The sequence below is a fragment of the Variovorax sp. M-6 genome, assembly GCF_052114385.1.
In the GTDB taxonomy this organism is placed as follows: Bacteria; Pseudomonadota; Gammaproteobacteria; order Burkholderiales; family Burkholderiaceae_C; genus Variovorax.
The window spans coordinates 91,910-106,945 of the sequence record NZ_JBFREQ010000017.1 but is presented as its reverse complement, the minus strand read 5'-3'; the positions used below and the strand labels follow the sequence as shown (position 1 = coordinate 106,945).

The window sequence follows — 15,036 nt, the reverse complement described above, 5'->3', positions numbered from 1 at the left end:
ATGTCCTCGCTCGATCTCACGCTGATGTACTTGCTCGCTGCGGTGATCGGCGTGGTGATCTGCCGTTCGCTCAGGCTGCCGCCGATGCTCGGCTACCTGTCGGCCGGCGTCCTGATCGGGCCCCACGCGCTGGCGCTGGCCCAGAACTCGGAAGGCATCCGGCACCTGGGTGAGTTCGGCGTCGTTTTCCTGATGTTCGTGATCGGCCTGGAGTTCAGCCTGCCCAAGCTGCGCGCGATGCGTCGGCACGTCTTCGGCCTCGGGCTGCTGCAGGTGATGCTGACCATCGCTGTCGCCACGGGCGGCGCCTTGCTGGTCTCCTCCTGGCTGCCGGCCGCGTGGCGGCTGGACTGGCAGGCCGCGCTGGTGTTCTCGGGCGCGCTCACGATGAGCAGCACGGCGATCGTGGTCAAGCTGATGGCCGAACGCCTCGAACTCGACAGCGAGCACGGCAAGCGCGTGATGGGCGTGCTGCTGTTCCAGGATCTCGCGGTAGTGCCGCTGCTGGTGCTGATCCCTGCGCTGGGCGCACCGCCGGAAGCCCTGCTGAAGGCGCTCGGCCTGGCACTGCTGAAGGCCAGCTTCCTGATCGCCGTGCTGATGTATGGCGGCCCGCGCGTGATGCGCTGGTGGCTCACGCTGGTGGCGCGCCGGCGCAGCGAGGAGCTCTTCATGCTCAACCTGCTGCTGGTCACGCTGGGCCTGGCCTGGCTGACCGAACTCGCCGGCCTGAGCCTGGCGCTGGGCGCCTTCGTGGCCGGCATGCTGGTGTCGGAGACGGAATTCAAGCACCAGGTCGAAACCGACATCCGGCCCTTTCACGATGTGCTGCTGGGCCTTTTCTTCATCACGATCGGGATGTCGCTCGACTGGCACGTGGTAGTCGAGCGATGGGCGCTGGTCGCCGCGCTGCTGGTGCTGCCGCTGGCCTTCAAGCTGGTGCTGGTGACGGCGCTGGCACGCGGACTCGGCGCCACCGCCGGCGTGTCACTGCGCACCGGCCTCTACCTGGCGCAGGCCGGCGAGTTCGGCTTCGTGCTGCTGGCGCTGGCCCAGGGCCAGGATCTGCTGCCGGCCTGGCTGGCGAATCCGGTGCTGGCCTCGATGGTGCTGTCGATGCTGTCGACGCCCTTCATCATCATGTACAGCAACAGCATCGTGCGCAGGCTGGTCGCCAGCGACTGGCTGCAGCAGTCGCTGCAGATGACCACGATCGCGCGCAAGACCATCAATACGGCGCGCCACGTGATCATCTGCGGCTACGGGCGCTGCGGCCAGAATCTGGCGCGGATACTGGAGCGCGAAGGCATCCCGTACCTGGCGCTGGACCTGGACCCGGACCGCGTGCGCCAGGCCGCGGCGGCCGGCGATTCGGTGGTGTTCGGCGACGCCTCGCGCATGCAGGCGCTGATGGCGGCCGGCCTGGCGCGCGCCAGCGCGCTGGTCGTGACCTACCAGGACGTGCCGGGCGCGCTCAAGGTGCTGGCCAATGCCCGCGCCCACGCGCCGCTGGTGCCGGTGATCGTGCGCACGCAGGATGATCGCGATCTCGAGAAGCTGCAGGCGGCCGGCGCCACCGAGGTGGTGCCGGAGGCCATCGAAGGCTCGCTGATGCTGGCAAGCCATGCGCTGGCGCTGGTCGGGGTGCCGATGCGGCGCGTGATCCGCGTGGTGCAGGACCAGCGCGATGCCCGCTACAACCTGCTGCGCGGCTACTTCCACGGCGCCGACGACRACACCGCAGACGAGGTCGACCACGAGCGGCTCAACAGCTTCACGCTGACGGTCGGTGCACGCGCCATCGGCCAGCCGCTGGCGCGATTGGCGCTGGCGGGGCTCGGGGTGCGGGTCGCGAGCCTGCGGCGGCGCGACGGCAAGGCCGCCGAGGCCGCCGACGACACAGTGCTGGCCGACGGCGATACCCTGGTGCTGTCGGGCAAGCCCGGCGCGCTGGCGATGGCGATCGACAAGCTGCAGAAGGGCTGAGGTCGCCTGGTCCGGCCGGGTTTTCTCAGTTCAGCAGCGTCGGATTGCGTCGTTCTTCCTCGATCTGCTGCTGGCGTCGCACGGCGTCGCATTCGGCGTTCGACTTGAGTTCCGGCTTGGCGCACTGCGCGGCCAGGCATTGGGCGCGTGCGAAGAAATTCAGGCCGCCGCATTGCGACCGGGGGCTCGGTGGCGCGGCCGGCGGCGGCGGCGATTCTTCGGGTGATGGCGCAGGCAGCGCGGCGACGGGCGCGGGTGGCGGTGCCGGCTTGCGGCTCTTCGGGGCCGCCGGCGCCGGCTTCAGCGGGGCCGCCGGCGGCGCCACGACCGAGGGTGGGGCGCTGGGCGTAGGCGTAGGCGTAGGCGTGGGAGCCGGGGCCGCGGCCGATGGCTCGTCAGGTGGCGGCGTCGCGAGGAGCGCCGCGGGCTCGACAAGAACGGGTGCCGGCGGCGTCGGCGAATTCGCCGCCAAGGACGGCGCAGGCGGTATCGCGGGGCGTGGCGGCTCGGAGAAGAACCAGGCGGCGATCGCGACCAGCCCGGCAACGATCAGCAGGCCGATCACGGCCGAGCGCCATGGGTTCGAGCGCCCAGCGGCGGTGCGTTGCGGCGTGCTTCTTGTTCTTGACTCGGCCGGCTCGACACGGCGACGGGACGCCGCTGCAGGTGCCGGAACCGGTCGGCGGGGGCTTGGCGCTGGCGGCGTCGGCAGCTTCGAGCGCATCGGCATGCGCTGTGTGGCGGGCCACTGCTCGGCGCCGCCGGTGACGGCCGCGGGGCCCACCGGCGTCAACGAAACCAGCCTCTTGCCGCAACCCTTGCAGAACTTGGCGCCGTCACGGTTGTCCGTGAGGCAATCCACGCATGCCTGGGTCATCTGTCGGGCTCAGGTCACCGCCACCCGCTTGGGTTTGTTCACCATCCGCCTGGCGATGACCGCGCCGAGTCCCAGCGTGATTTCGAGGGCGAGATCGGGTTGGCGTTTCGACAGTTCGGCGAAGCGGATCGCCGTGAGCCGCCAGACCCGGGCCGCGCCCGTGGCGACCACATTGGCCGATCGTGGCGCGCGCGAAAAGAAGGACCCTTCGCCCACCACGGAGCCCGGATTCAGGATCGCGAGCTGCATCTGGCCCTTGTCGCCGATCAGGTGCACGCTGAGGGCGCCGCTTTCGATGAAGAAGACAGTGCGGTCGATCGTGCCCTGATCGATCAGCACCTGGCCGGCCGCGAGGTCGAAGACTTGCAGATAGCCCCCCAAGGTTTCCCATTGGTGAGCATTCAGCGCCGGAGCGAAGGCGTCATAGCTGGTGTTCTGCGCGATGGCGCGGCAAAGATCCTGAATGCTGGATGACATCGATGTTTACCCTGCTGTGCGTCAGGAGTATCCGCGAAACCTCAAATGCGCGGTGACAGATGTCACACAAACTCACACTTCGAGTTACTTGCCGATGCAAAAGCGGGAAAAGATCACGCCCAGCAGATCGTCGGCGCCGAATTCGCCGGTGATCTCGTTCAGCGCGTTCTGCGCCAGCCGCAATTCTTCGGCCAGCAGATCCAGGAATTGCGCCTGCGCCGCCAGATGGCCGGACGCCAGGGCGATGTGCTCCTCGACCCGCGAAAGTGCCTGCACATGGCGGGCCCGCGCGAGGTAGATCCCTTCGGGAACTGCTTGCCAACCCGCCACTTCCAGCAGCCGGCGCCGCAGGGTTTCGATGCCGGCGCCGGTCCGGGCGGACAGGCTGACGCCGGTGGCCGTGGCCGGCAGTGCGGTCGGCGCCGCAGCGTCCAGCTTGCTCCAGACGTCGATCACCGGCACGCTGGCGGGCAGCCGGCTCGCGATCTGCGCATCGGCCTGCGCGTACACGGGGGATGCGCTTCGGGTCAGGTCGTGCAGGAACAGCACGGCATCGGCACCTTCGATCTGGCCCCAGGCACGGGCGATGCCGATCTGCTCGACCTCGTCGGTGCTGTCGCGCAGGCCGGCGGTATCGATCACGTGCAGCGGCACGCCCTGGATCTGGATGGTCTGCGACACGACGTCGCGGGTGGTGCCTGCCACCGAGCTGACGATCGCCAGTTCGGCCCCGGCCAGCGCATTGAGCAGCGAACTCTTGCCGGCATTGGGCTGGCCCGCGATCACGACCTTGATGCCTTCGCGCAGCAGGGCGCCCTGGCGGGCACGCTGCTGCACCGCGGCCAGTTGGACCTGCAGCGCGGCCAACTGGCCCTGGGCATCGGCCTCCTGGAGGAAGTCGATCTCCTCGTCGGGAAAGTCGAGCGTCGCCTCGACCAGCATGCGCAGCCGCACCAGCGCCTCGAGCAGCGTGTGAATCTCTTCGGAGAAGGCGCCCGACAGCGACCGGCTGGCGCTGCGTGCGGCAGCCTCGGTGCTGGCGTCGATCAGGTCGGCGATGGCCTCGGCCTGCGCCAGGTCGATCTTGCCGTTCAGGAAGGCGCGCTGGCTGAACTCGCCCGGCTCGGCCACGCGCAATCCGGTGAGGCGCGGCTTGCCGGTCGCCACATCGATTTCGGCGGCCGCCGCGAGGCAGCGCGCGACCAGCAGTTGCAGCACCACCATGCCGCCGTGAGCCTGGAGTTCGAACACGTCCTCCCCGGTGAAGGAGTGCGGCGCCGGAAAGTTCAGGGCCAGGCCGCGGTCGATCGCGGAACCGTCGACGTCGCGAAAGGGCAGGTAGGTCGCTTCGCGCGGTTTCAGGTCCCGGCCGCAGATCGCGGCGATCAGGGGCGCCAGTTCGCGCCCGGAAACACGCACGATCCCGACCGAGCCGCGGCCTGGGGCGGTGGCGATGGCGACGATGGGATCGGCGGTGCGCGAGAGCATGGGGGCGATTCTTCCAGCAAAAAGGGCCGCTTTCGCGGCCCTCGGGTTGGGGGTGCCGAAGCCTACTTGCCCGGCTTCGCCAGCTTCGGCGCCTTGGGCGTCTTCGACGGATTGCCCAGCACGCCGAGGCGCTTGTTGATGAACCACTGCTGCGCGATCGACAGCACGTTGTTGGTGATCCAGTAGAGCACCAGGCCGGCCGGGAAGAAGATGAACATCACGCTGAAGGCCAGCGGCATGATCCACATCAGCTTGGCCTGCATCGGGTCCGGCGGCGTCGGGTTGAGCCAGGTCTGGAACAGCGAGGTGGCGGTCATCACCACCGGCAGGATGAACCAGGGGTCCGGTGCCGAAAGATCATGGATCCACAGGATCCAGGGCGCATGGCGCATTTCGACCGACGACAGCAGCACCCAGTAGAGCGCGATGAACACCGGGATCTGGATCACGATCGGGAAGCAGCCGCCCATCGGGTTGACCTTTTCCTCGCGGTAGATGCGCATCATCTCCTGCTGCATCTCCTGCGGCTTGTCCTTGAGCCGCTCGCGCATCTCCATGATCTTCGGATTGATGGCCTTCATCTTGGCCATGCTCGCGTAGGCCTTGGCGTTGAGCCAGTAGAAGGCCGCCTTCAGCAGCACCACCAGCGCGACGATCGACCAGCCCCAGTTGCCGAGGATGCCGTGCAGCTGGTTCAGCAGCCAGTAGAGCGGCTTGGAGATGATCGCGAAGATGCCGTAGTCCTTGACCAGGTCGAGGCCGGGCGCGATCGCCTCGAGCTTCTTCTCTTCCTCGGGGCCGGCGAACAGGTTGCTGTCGATGGTCTGCGCCGCGCCCGGTGCCAGCTGAGGCACCTGCAGCACCATGGCGACCGAGAACAGGTTGTTGCCGAGGTCGGCGACGCGGAATTCGCGCTTGATGGCATCGCTGCCCGGCACGTTCAGCAGCCAGGCCGAGACGAAATAGTGCTGCACCATCGCCACCCAGCCGTCGTTGGCGGGTGCCGGCAACTCGACCTTGCCCTTGGTGATGGCGCTGAAGTCGATCTTCTGGAACTTCTTCTGCTCGGTGTAGATGGCCGGGCCGGTGAAGGTGTTGGTGCCGAACATGGTGCCGGCCGCGACCGTGCCGTGGCGCGTGAACTGCAGGTAGAGCTGCGCATCGCGCGGCTTGTCGCTGACGTTGACGATCTGGTGCTTGACGCGGATCGAGTAGTCGCCGCGCTGGAACACGTAGGTCTTGACGTACTTGAGGCCGCCCACGGGCTGCGACTCGAACGCCACTTCGAGCGTGTTCTGGCCCGGGGCCAGCTCGCGCGGACCGGGGCGCGCGGTCATGAGGCTCAGGTGATTCGGGAAGCGATCGCCGGTGTCCACCGTGTTCAGCAGGCCGGTCTGGGCCACGTAGCGGGTGGCGGGCGAACCGTTCTCCATCAGCAACACGGGCCGGACCTCGTTCTGCGGCACCGGCAAGCCGACCAGCCGACGGAACCACTCGACCAGGCCGCCGTGGTTGGTCTGGTCGAGGAACTGCAGCAGTTGCAGTTCGGACAGCGTACCGCCCTCACCGTCGATGGTCGCCTTGAAGACATCGGTGGAGACCGTGACCTTCTCGCCGATGGCGGGCGCCGAGCCCTGAACCGGCACCGCGCCTGCCGCTGGTGCGGCGGCGGCCGGGACGCCATTGGCGTTCGCGCCGGCGGGCGTCGCCGACGGATCGGCGGGGGCGGCGGTCTTGGTCGAGGGCAGGAATGTCGGCTTGTGGCCGTTGTAGACCTGCCATTGGTCCCACAGCAGCACCAGCGAGAAACCAAAAATCACCCACAGGATGGTGCGGCGGATATCGTTCATGAAGAAGACTTCTTGTCGTCGGAAGAGAGAAAGGCGAACAGCGACCCGCGCGCGGGCGCCGGTCGCTGTGCCTTCGGGGGAACCGGATCGTGGCCACCTTGGCACCAGGGCTGGCAGCGGGCGATGCGGTGCAGCGTGAGGTAGCTGCCCTTGGCCGCGCCGTGCTGCTCGAGTGCGCCGATGGCATAGACGGAGCAGGTCGGCTCGAAGCGGCAGGACTGGCCGAGCCACGGGCTCAGCAGGAGCCGGTAGCCCTTGACCAGACCGATCAGGAGGCGCCGCATCATGCGCGCGCCGTCGCGGCCCGCTCCAGCAATTGCTGGAGTTCGGCACGGACGGCGGCCTTGAGCTTGTCGGAAGTCGCGCTGACGAATTTTTGGCGATCGAAGGCCGCACGCAGGCGCACCACGTGCGCCGCGCGCGGCAGCGATTCAGCGACGGCAGCGCTCACGGTGTAGATCTGGCGTTTGATCGCGTTGCGGGTGACCGCGCGGCGGGCCCAGCGCTTGGGAACCATCGCGCCGAGCCACATGTCCTCGGTGGCAAACAGCGGCTCGGCCCCGGCTGGCGCGTCGAGCGCGCAGCGGTGCAGTGCGAAGTGGGCTGTGCGCGCCACGGTGGCACCTGCGAGGACGGCCTGGAACTGCGCGCGGGTCTTGAGCCGCTGCATGGAAGCCAACCGCGGGACGCCGTCGGACGGTGAAGACGGCAGCGGGTCGACTGGCAACGGTGCCGGCGCGCCTTAGACGGCCAGGCGCTTGCGGCCCTTGGCGCGGCGTGCGTTGATCACGGCGCGGCCACCGCGGGTCTTCATGCGGACCAGGAAGCCGTGGGTACGGGCGCGGCGGACTTTGGAAGCTTGATAAGTGCGTTTCATGATGATTTTCCTGATTCACCGGCCAGGCCGGCGTTTGAGCCTCCGAGTCCCGAAGGCCGTCGGCGCGATTCTTAAGTTTCTTAAGTTTCTTAGTTGTGACCGGGGAGGCCTCGGAGGCCCCCAGATACACGGACATACCCCGAAACACACAAAGAGGTTTTCAGGGAAACCCGCGATTATCGCAAAATTTCGGCCGACCCACAATCACTGGCACCGATCCGGGCCTCTTCGACGACCGCTGAAACGGTGTGGATAAGGTTTTGACAAGTTAGAATCAAAGGCGCATCGCGGGTGCGACTATCCACAATACCAAGACGAGAGATGGCTGAGGGACAAACCACTTTTCAGAGCACCCATGCCGAGTGACGGCATTGGCGACAGCCTCTGGCAGGCCTGTGTCGACCAGCTCGCACAGGAGCTGTCCGAACAGCAATTCAACACCTGGATCAAGCCGCTGACCGCACGGGTCGCGGACGATCTTTCGCGGGTCACGGTCTTCGTGGCCAACCGCTTCAAACTCGACTGGATCCGGGCCCAGTACGCCGGCAAGATTGCCGCCATGGCGGAGAAGCTCTATGGTCAGCCTGTGATCATCGAGTTAGCGCTCGCTCCTCGGGAAATCGTTGCCAGGCCTGCATCAATGGCCGTCATTACCGAAGTCGACGTGCCGCGTGACCTGGCCGCGCCGGGCGAGGACCTGGCCGCTGCCGCGTTCAAGAACCGGCTGAACTCCGGGCTCACTTTCGACACCCTGGTGGAAGGCACGGCGAACCGCATGGCGCGCGCCGCGGCCATGCACGTGGCCGGCATGCCGGGCCACCTCTACAACCCGCTTTTCATCTACGGCGGCGTCGGCCTCGGCAAGACCCACCTGATGCACGCGGTGGGCAACCGCTTGCTCGCCGATCGGCCGGAATCCAAAGTTCTCTACATCCATGCGGAGCAATTCGTCTCGGATGTGGTCAAAGCCTATCAGCGCAAGACTTTCGACGAGTTCAAGGAGCGCTACCACTCGCTCGATCTGCTGCTGATCGACGACGTCCAGTTCTTCGCCAACAAGGACCGGACGCAGGAAGAATTCTTCAACGCCTTCGAAGCCCTGCTGGCCAAGAAGTCGCACATCGTGATGACCAGCGACACCTATCCCAAGGGCCTGGCGGACATTCACGAGCGCTTGGTCTCGCGCTTCGATTCGGGCCTGACGGTCGCGATCGAGCCGCCCGAGCTCGAGATGCGCGTCGCGATCCTGATCAACAAGGCGCGGGCCGAGAGCGCCGAGATGCCCGAAGAGGTGGCCTTCTTCGTCGCCAAGAACGTGCGCTCCAACGTGCGCGAGCTCGAAGGCGCGCTGCGCAAGATCCTGGCGTACTCGCGCTTCAACCAGAAAGAGATCTCCATCGCGCTGGCGCGCGAGGCGCTGCGCGACCTGCTGTCGATCCAGAACCGGCAGATCTCGGTCGAGAACATCCAGAAGACGGTGGCCGACTACTACAAGATCAAGGTCGCCGACATGTACTCGAAGAAGCGGCCGGCCTCGATCGCCCGACCGCGCCAGATCGCGATGTACCTGGCCAAGGAGCTGACCCAGAAGAGCCTGCCCGAGATCGGCGAGCTGTTCGGTGGCCGCGATCACACGACGGTGCTGCACGCGGTGCGCAAGATCTCGGGCGAGCGGCAGCAGCTCACCGAGCTCAACCAGCAATTGCACGTGCTGGAACAAACTCTCAAAGGATGATTCGGTGAGCGTGGTCCTGCACAGAAGCGGCGCGTCCTGTCAAAGGACAACTCTGGGGACAGTTTCGGTGCAAGAAGGCACTTGTCCACAGGCCGGGCGCGCGCCCCGAAGTTGTGCGCCTTGGCGCGACAGCACGAAAGCACGGCTGCGCACAGCCGGCCGGCTGCCGCAAGTCCTTGTCACGAAAGCGGAAAATGGCCCTGTCCACAGCCCAGTGCGTCCCTTATCTACTACTACTAATTTGAATTAAAGAAATAAGGAAGAGGTAAGACAATGATCGTTTTGAAGGCAACACAAGACAAAGTCCTCGCCGCGCTGCAATCGGTGGCGGGGATCGTGGAGCGGCGCCACACGCTGCCCATCCTGGCCAACGTGCTGATCCGCAAGACCGGCGGCCAGATCCAGCTGACCACCAGCGACCTCGAGATCCAGATCCGGACCCAGGCCGAGCTCGGCGGCGACGAAGGCAACTTCACGACCACCATCGGCGCCCGCAAGCTGATCGACATCCTGCGCACGATGCCGGCCGACCAGACCGTGAGCCTCGAATCCAGCGCCAGCAAGCTGGTGCTCAAGGGCGGCAAGAGCCGCTTCACGCTACAGTCGCTGCCGGCCGAGGACTTTCCGCTGGTCCAGGAAGCGGCCAACTTCGGCCCGGTCTTCAGCGTGCCGCAAAAGACGCTCAAGGACCTGCTCGGCCAGGTGTCGTTCGCGATGGCGGTGCACGACATCCGCTACTACCTCAACGGCATCCTGTTCGTCGCCGAGGGCAAGCAGCTGAGCCTGGTGGCGACCGATGGTCACCGGCTGGCCTTCGCCTCGGCCATGCTCGACGTCGAAGTGCCGCGCCAGGAGGTGATCCTGCCGCGCAAGACCGTGCTCGAGATGCAGCGCCTGCTGTCCGACGCCGAAGGCGCGATCGAGATGCAGTTCGCCAACAACCAGGCCAAGTTCAGCTTCGGCGGCATGGAATTCGTCACCAAGCTGGTCGAGGGCAAGTTCCCCGACTACAACCGCGTGATCCCGAAGACCCACAAGAACACGGTGACGCTGGGCCGCGCGCCGCTGCTGGCCAGCCTGCAGCGCACCGCGATCCTGACCAGCGAGAAGTTCAAGGGCGTGAGGCTCAACATCGAGCCCGGCACCCTGCGCATCGCCTCGAACAACGCCGAGCAGGAAGAGGCGCAGGACGAACTCGACATCGACTACGGCGGCGACGCGATCGAGATCGGCTTCAACGTGACCTACCTGATCGACGCGCTGGCCAACATGAGCCAGGACATGGTCAAGCTGGACCTGGCCGACTCCAACAGCTCGGTGCTGATGACGATTCCCGAGAACGCGTCGTTCAAGTACGTCGTCATGCCGATGAGGATTTAGCACACCCCCAGGTTGGCTCACTTCGTGTAGCCGCCCACCCCCTTGCAGGGGGCGATACCAGCGGCCCGGCGGAGCCGGTTCCGCGGTATCTCCCGAACAGAAGGCGCCCAGCCCGGTGCCGAGAGAGAAAGAGTCTGATGAGCGAAGAAAACAAGCCGGACGTGCCGCACACCGAGCCGGTTTACACCCCTGAAATCGACAACGCGATTCCTATCGAGGTGACACCGGCCGGCGACACCTCCTATGGCGAAGGCTCCATCACGATCCTCGAGGGGCTGGAGGCGGTGCGCAAGCGCCCGGGCATGTACATCGGCGATACGTCGGACGGCACCGGGCTGCACCACCTGGTGTTCGAGGTGGTCGACAACTCGATCGACGAGGCGCTGGCGGGGTATTGCGACGACATCGTCGTGACCATCCACACCGACAACTCGGTCTCGGTCACCGACAACGGCCGCGGCATCCCGACCGGCGTCAAGATGGACGACAAGCACGAGCCCAAGCGCTCGGCGGCCGAGATCGCGCTGACCGAACTGCACGCGGGCGGCAAGTTCAACCAGAACAGCTACAAGGTTTCGGGCGGCCTGCACGGCGTGGGCGTGAGTTGCGTCAACGCGCTGAGCAAGATGCTGCGGCTGACGGTGCGGCGCGAAGGGAAGGTCCATACGCTGGAGTTCAGCCAGGGATTCGTGCAGAACCGCATCATCGAAACCGTCAGCGGCGTCGAGGTGTCGCCGATGAAGATCACGGGCGAGACCGAGAAGCGCGGCACCGAGGTGCACTTCCTGCCCGACTCGGAGATCTTCAAGGAAAACGCTGATTTCCACTACGAGATCCTCAGCAAGCGGCTGCGCGAACTGAGCTTCCTGAACAACGGCGTGCGGATCCGACTGCTCGACGAGCGCACCGGCAAGTCGGACGACTTCTCGGGCGCCGGCGGCGTCAAGGGCTTCGTCGAGTTCATCAACAAGGGCAAGACCGTCCTGCACCCGAACGTGTTCTACGCCGCGGGCGAGAAGCCCGCCGAGACCTACGGCGGCATCCCGGGCACGCACATCGGCGTCGAGGTCGCGATGCAGTGGAACAGCGGCTACAACGAGCAGGTGCTGTGCTTCACCAACAACATCCCGCAGCGTGACGGCGGCACCCACCTGACCGGCCTGCGCGCCGCGATGACCCGGGTCATCAACAAGTACATCGAGGAAAACGAACTGGCCAAGAAGGCCAAGGTCGAGGTCACCGGCGACGACATGCGCGAAGGCCTGTGCTGCGTGCTGAGCGTGAAGGTGCCCGAGCCCAAGTTCTCGAGCCAGACCAAGGACAAGCTGGTGTCGAGCGAGGTGCGCGCGCCGGTCGAAGACATCGTCGGCCGGCTGCTGACCGACTACCTGCAGGAGCGTCCGAACGACGCCAAGATCATCTGCGGCAAGATCGTGGAAGCCGCGCGTGCGCGCGAAGCCGCACGCAAGGCGCGCGAGATGACGCGCCGCAAGGGTGTGCTCGACGGCATGGGCCTGCCGGGCAAGCTGGCCGACTGCCAGGAAAAGGACCCGGCGCTGTGCGAGGTCTACCTGGTGGAGGGCGATTCCGCCGGCGGTTCCGCCAAGCAGGGCCGCGACCGGAAGTTCCAGGCCATCCTGCCGTTGCGCGGCAAGATCCTGAACGTCGAGAAGGCGCGCTACGAGAAGCTGCTGACCAGCAACGAAATCCTGACCATGATCACGGCGCTCGGCACCGGCATCGGCCGGGCCGGCGCGACGACCTCGGGCGGCGGCGCCGACGACTTCAACGTCGCCAAGCTGCGCTACCACCGCATCATCATCATGACCGACGCCGACGTCGACGGCGCCCACATCCGTACGCTGCTGTTGACCTTCTTCTATCGGCAGATGCCCGAGCTGGTCGAGCGCGGCCACATCTACATCGCCCAGCCGCCGCTGTACAAGGTCAAGGTCGGCAAGGAAGAGCAGTACCTCAAGGACGGGCCGGCGCTCGACGCCTTCCTGCTCAAGGTGGCGCTGAAGGACGCCAGTGTCGCCACCGGCGGCGCGAGCCCGACGACCCTCAGCGGCGACACGCTGGCCGAACTGGCGCGCAAGCACCAGCTGGCCGAGGCCGTGATCGCTCGGCTCGGCGTGTTCCTCGATGCGGCGGCGCTGCGCGCCATCGCCGACGGCGTTTCGCTCGACCTCGACACCACCGCCAGCGCCGAGGCCTCGGCCGTGGCGCTGCAGAACAAGCTGCGCGAGCTCAACACCACCGGCGCGCCGGCCGATGTGTCGAGCGAGTTCGACACCCGCACCGACAAGCCGCTGTTGCGCATCAGCCGCCGTCATCACGGCAACATCAAGAGCAGCGTGCTCACCCAGGACTTCGTCCATGGCGCCGACTACGCGGCACTGGCTGAGGCCGCCAAGACCTTCCGCGACCTGCTGGGCGAGGGCGCCGTGGTCAAGCGCGGCGAAGGCGAGCGCGCCAAGGAAGAAAAGGTCAACGACTTCCGCGAAGCGATGCGCTGGCTGATCGGCCAGGCCGAGAACGCGACCTCGCGCCAGCGCTACAAGGGGCTGGGCGAGATGAACCCCGAGCAGCTGTGGGAAACGACGATGGACCCGGCGGTGCGCCGGCTGCTGCGCGTGCAGATCGACGACGCGATCGAGGCCGACCGCGTGTTCACGATGCTGATGGGCGACGAGGTCGAGCCGCGGCGCGAGTTCATCGAGCAGAACGCGCTCAGGGCCGCGAACATCGACGTTTGACGTTGCTCGCTATGATGCCGTCCATGGCCGCCCACGATTTCCCCCCTTGCGCATTCTTTTGCGCATGCTGTCACGGCCTGCCGATGGGGCTTGCGTGTAGCGCGTCATTTCACGTCCGCGTCCCCAAAGGCCACCCGTTGCGAGACCGGTGGCCTTTTTGTTTGTGACGAATCCCTTCCCCTCACAGAGGACTTCGAATGTCACTCGCTCTGTACGACACCTGGTCGCGCTCTGTGCGGCCATTCATTTCCATTCGTCCCGGCCAGGTGGATCTCTATTGCTGCGGGCCGACGGTGTACGACCATGCGCATATCGGCAACCTGCGCACCTATGTGTTCGAAGACCTGCTGCGCCGGGTGCTGGTCGCGAACGGCTATCGGGTGCGGCACGTGGTCAACATCACCGACGTGGGCCATCTGGTGTCGGACGCCGATGCCGGCGAAGACAAGATGGAAAAGGGAAGTCGACGCACGGGCGAGTCTGCATGGGCGATCGCTGAAAGATTCACCGCGGCGTTCCGGAGCGACTGGAAGGCGCTGAATCTCCTGGAGCCAACGCACTGGCCGCGTGCGACCGACCATATTCCCGAGCAACTGGCGTTCATCGCAGCACTGCAGGACAAGGGCTACACGTACCAGACCGCAGACGGCGTGTACTTCGACACCAGCAAGCAGGACGACTACGGCCACCTGGCCCGCCTGGACCGTGCGGGCATGAGGGCCGGCACCAGGATCGCGATGGGAGAAAAGCGCAATGCGACCGATTTCGCGCTCTGGAAATTCAGTCCCGCAGGAGCGATGCGGCAAATGGAATGGGACAGTCCCTGGGGCCGCGGTTTCCCGGGCTGGCACATCGAGTGCTCGGCCATGGCGAGCAAGTACCTGGGGCCATGGTTCGACATTCATTGCGGTGGTGAAGACCACATTTCGGTTCATCACAGCAACGAGATTGCGCAGTGTCAGGCAAACCACGGCACGCGCATGGCGAACTTCTGGATGCATGGGCACTTTCTGCTGGACGACGGCGCGAAGATGTCGAAGTCGAGCGGAGCGTTTCTCCGGTTGCAGACCTTGATCGACCGCGGGGCGGACCCGCTCGCCTACCGCTATTTATGCCTGACGGCGCACTATCGGAGCGAGTTGCGATTCACCGAAGAGGCGCTGACTGCATCGGGGGCGGCATTGGATCGTTTGCGACGGGCGTACGCGGGCTGGCCCGAAGGCGGGGCGGTCGACGCGGATTTCTCGGCGCGCTTCCACGCCGAGGTCGACCAGGACCTCAATCTGCCTCGCGCGCTTGCGGTGCTGTGGGAATTGGTCAAGAGTGAGTTGCCCATGGCGACGCGGCGCGCCACGGTCGATGCGTTCGACGCGGTGCTTGGCTTGCGCCTGGCCGGGTGGCAGGTGGAGGAGCCCGTCATCCCGACGCACATCGCGTCCCTGGCGGCAGAGCGCCGGAGGGCGCGGGCCGAAAAGGACTGGGAACAGGCGGATGCGGTGCGTGTCAGGCTGAGAGACCTGGGGTGGGACATCGAAGACGGGGAGAAGGGCCAGCGCCTGTTCCGCCGTTAGCACTGGAACACCGGCCCTGAATTCGCCGAGCGTTTG

The 15,036-nt window shown here is 66.1% G+C and carries 12 protein-coding genes; 5 read left to right on the top strand and 7 right to left on the bottom strand.

The window, feature by feature from the left end; genetic code table 11:
* Nucleotides 1-1,986, top strand: a complete 1,986-nt coding sequence (locus AB4Z46_RS19725; protein WP_442285224.1) for a monovalent cation:proton antiporter-2 (CPA2) family protein — start codon at nucleotides 1-3, stop codon at nucleotides 1,984-1,986.
* Between the two features lie 25 nt (nucleotides 1,987-2,011).
* Here AB4Z46_RS19725 and AB4Z46_RS19720 read toward each other — a convergent pair whose 3' ends face one another.
* The 7 genes from AB4Z46_RS19720 to rpmH all read right to left on the bottom strand — a co-directional run bounded on the left by AB4Z46_RS19720 (nucleotide 2,012) and on the right by rpmH (nucleotide 7,555).
* Complete coding sequence (locus AB4Z46_RS19720; RefSeq protein ID WP_442285223.1) at nucleotides 2,012-2,863, bottom strand: hypothetical protein; 852 nt, start codon at nucleotides 2,861-2,863, stop codon at nucleotides 2,012-2,014.
* Between the two features lie 9 nt (nucleotides 2,864-2,872).
* A complete protein-coding gene (locus AB4Z46_RS19715) occupies nucleotides 2,873-3,340 on the bottom strand; it encodes a Crp/Fnr family transcriptional regulator (protein ID WP_442285222.1) in 468 nt (155 codons plus the stop codon).
* Between the two features lie 84 nt (nucleotides 3,341-3,424).
* Complete coding sequence (gene mnmE, locus AB4Z46_RS19710) at nucleotides 3,425-4,828, bottom strand: tRNA uridine-5-carboxymethylaminomethyl(34) synthesis GTPase MnmE (RefSeq protein WP_442285221.1); 1,404 nt, start codon at nucleotides 4,826-4,828, stop codon at nucleotides 3,425-3,427.
* A 62-nt stretch (nucleotides 4,829-4,890) separates the two neighbouring features.
* On the bottom strand, nucleotides 4,891-6,678 hold the full coding sequence (gene yidC, locus AB4Z46_RS19705) for a membrane protein insertase YidC (RefSeq protein ID WP_442285220.1): 1,788 nt from the start codon (nucleotides 6,676-6,678) through the stop codon (nucleotides 4,891-4,893).
* Nucleotides 6,675-6,965 carry a membrane protein insertion efficiency factor YidD gene (yidD, locus tag AB4Z46_RS19700; protein WP_442285219.1) on the bottom strand — a complete coding sequence of 97 codons (291 nt, stop codon included), beginning with the start codon at nucleotides 6,963-6,965 and terminating at the stop codon, nucleotides 6,675-6,677. The genes yidC and yidD overlap by 4 nt, the downstream gene beginning before the upstream one ends.
* Nucleotides 6,962-7,348, bottom strand: a complete 387-nt coding sequence (locus AB4Z46_RS19695) for a ribonuclease P protein component (protein WP_442285218.1) — start codon at nucleotides 7,346-7,348, stop codon at nucleotides 6,962-6,964. The genes yidD and AB4Z46_RS19695 overlap by 4 nt, the downstream gene beginning before the upstream one ends.
* A gap of 72 nt (nucleotides 7,349-7,420) precedes the next feature.
* Nucleotides 7,421-7,555, bottom strand: coding sequence for a 50S ribosomal protein L34 (rpmH, locus tag AB4Z46_RS19690; protein WP_007834827.1), 135 nt, complete (start codon nucleotides 7,553-7,555; stop codon nucleotides 7,421-7,423).
* Nucleotides 7,556-7,910: 355 nt separating this feature from the next.
* Here rpmH and dnaA point away from each other — a divergent pair, with 355 nt between their 5' ends.
* The 4 genes from dnaA to cysS all read left to right on the top strand — a co-directional run bounded on the left by dnaA (nucleotide 7,911) and on the right by cysS (nucleotide 15,000).
* Nucleotides 7,911-9,290, top strand: coding sequence for a chromosomal replication initiator protein DnaA (gene dnaA, locus AB4Z46_RS19685; RefSeq protein ID WP_442285217.1), 1,380 nt, complete (start codon nucleotides 7,911-7,913; stop codon nucleotides 9,288-9,290).
* A gap of 273 nt (nucleotides 9,291-9,563) precedes the next feature.
* Nucleotides 9,564-10,670: a DNA polymerase III subunit beta gene (gene dnaN / locus AB4Z46_RS19680; protein ID WP_442285216.1), complete on the top strand. Its 1,107-nt coding sequence runs from the start codon at nucleotides 9,564-9,566 to the stop codon at nucleotides 10,668-10,670.
* Nucleotides 10,671-10,807: 137 nt separating this feature from the next.
* Nucleotides 10,808-13,429, top strand: coding sequence for a DNA topoisomerase (ATP-hydrolyzing) subunit B (gene gyrB, locus AB4Z46_RS19675; RefSeq protein WP_442285215.1), 2,622 nt, complete (start codon nucleotides 10,808-10,810; stop codon nucleotides 13,427-13,429).
* Nucleotides 13,430-13,626: 197 nt separating this feature from the next.
* Nucleotides 13,627-15,000: a cysteine--tRNA ligase gene (gene cysS, locus AB4Z46_RS19670; RefSeq protein WP_442285214.1), complete on the top strand. Its 1,374-nt coding sequence runs from the start codon at nucleotides 13,627-13,629 to the stop codon at nucleotides 14,998-15,000.
* Nucleotides 15,001-15,036: the final 36 nt, after the last annotated feature.

Coding starts and splice junctions, on each gene's coding strand:
- AB4Z46_RS19720 (WP_442285223.1), bottom strand. CDS start 2,863: ATGACCCAGGCATGCGTGGATTGCCTCACGGACAACCGTGACGGCGCC.
- AB4Z46_RS19715 (WP_442285222.1), bottom strand. CDS start 3,340: ATGTCATCCAGCATTCAGGATCTTTGCCGCGCCATCGCGCAGAACACC.
- mnmE (WP_442285221.1), bottom strand. CDS start 4,828: ATGCTCTCGCGCACCGCCGATCCCATCGTCGCCATCGCCACCGCCCCA.
- yidC (WP_442285220.1), bottom strand. CDS start 6,678: ATGAACGATATCCGCCGCACCATCCTGTGGGTGATTTTTGGTTTCTCG.
- yidD (WP_442285219.1), bottom strand. CDS start 6,965: ATGATGCGGCGCCTCCTGATCGGTCTGGTCAAGGGCTACCGGCTCCTG.
- AB4Z46_RS19695 (WP_442285218.1), bottom strand. CDS start 7,348: ATGCAGCGGCTCAAGACCCGCGCGCAGTTCCAGGCCGTCCTCGCAGGT.
- rpmH (WP_007834827.1), bottom strand. CDS start 7,555: ATGAAACGCACTTATCAAGCTTCCAAAGTCCGCCGCGCCCGTACCCAC.
- dnaA (WP_442285217.1), top strand. CDS start 7,911: ATGCCGAGTGACGGCATTGGCGACAGCCTCTGGCAGGCCTGTGTCGAC.
- dnaN (WP_442285216.1), top strand. CDS start 9,564: ATGATCGTTTTGAAGGCAACACAAGACAAAGTCCTCGCCGCGCTGCAA.
- gyrB (WP_442285215.1), top strand. CDS start 10,808: ATGAGCGAAGAAAACAAGCCGGACGTGCCGCACACCGAGCCGGTTTAC.
- cysS (WP_442285214.1), top strand. CDS start 13,627: ATGTCACTCGCTCTGTACGACACCTGGTCGCGCTCTGTGCGGCCATTC.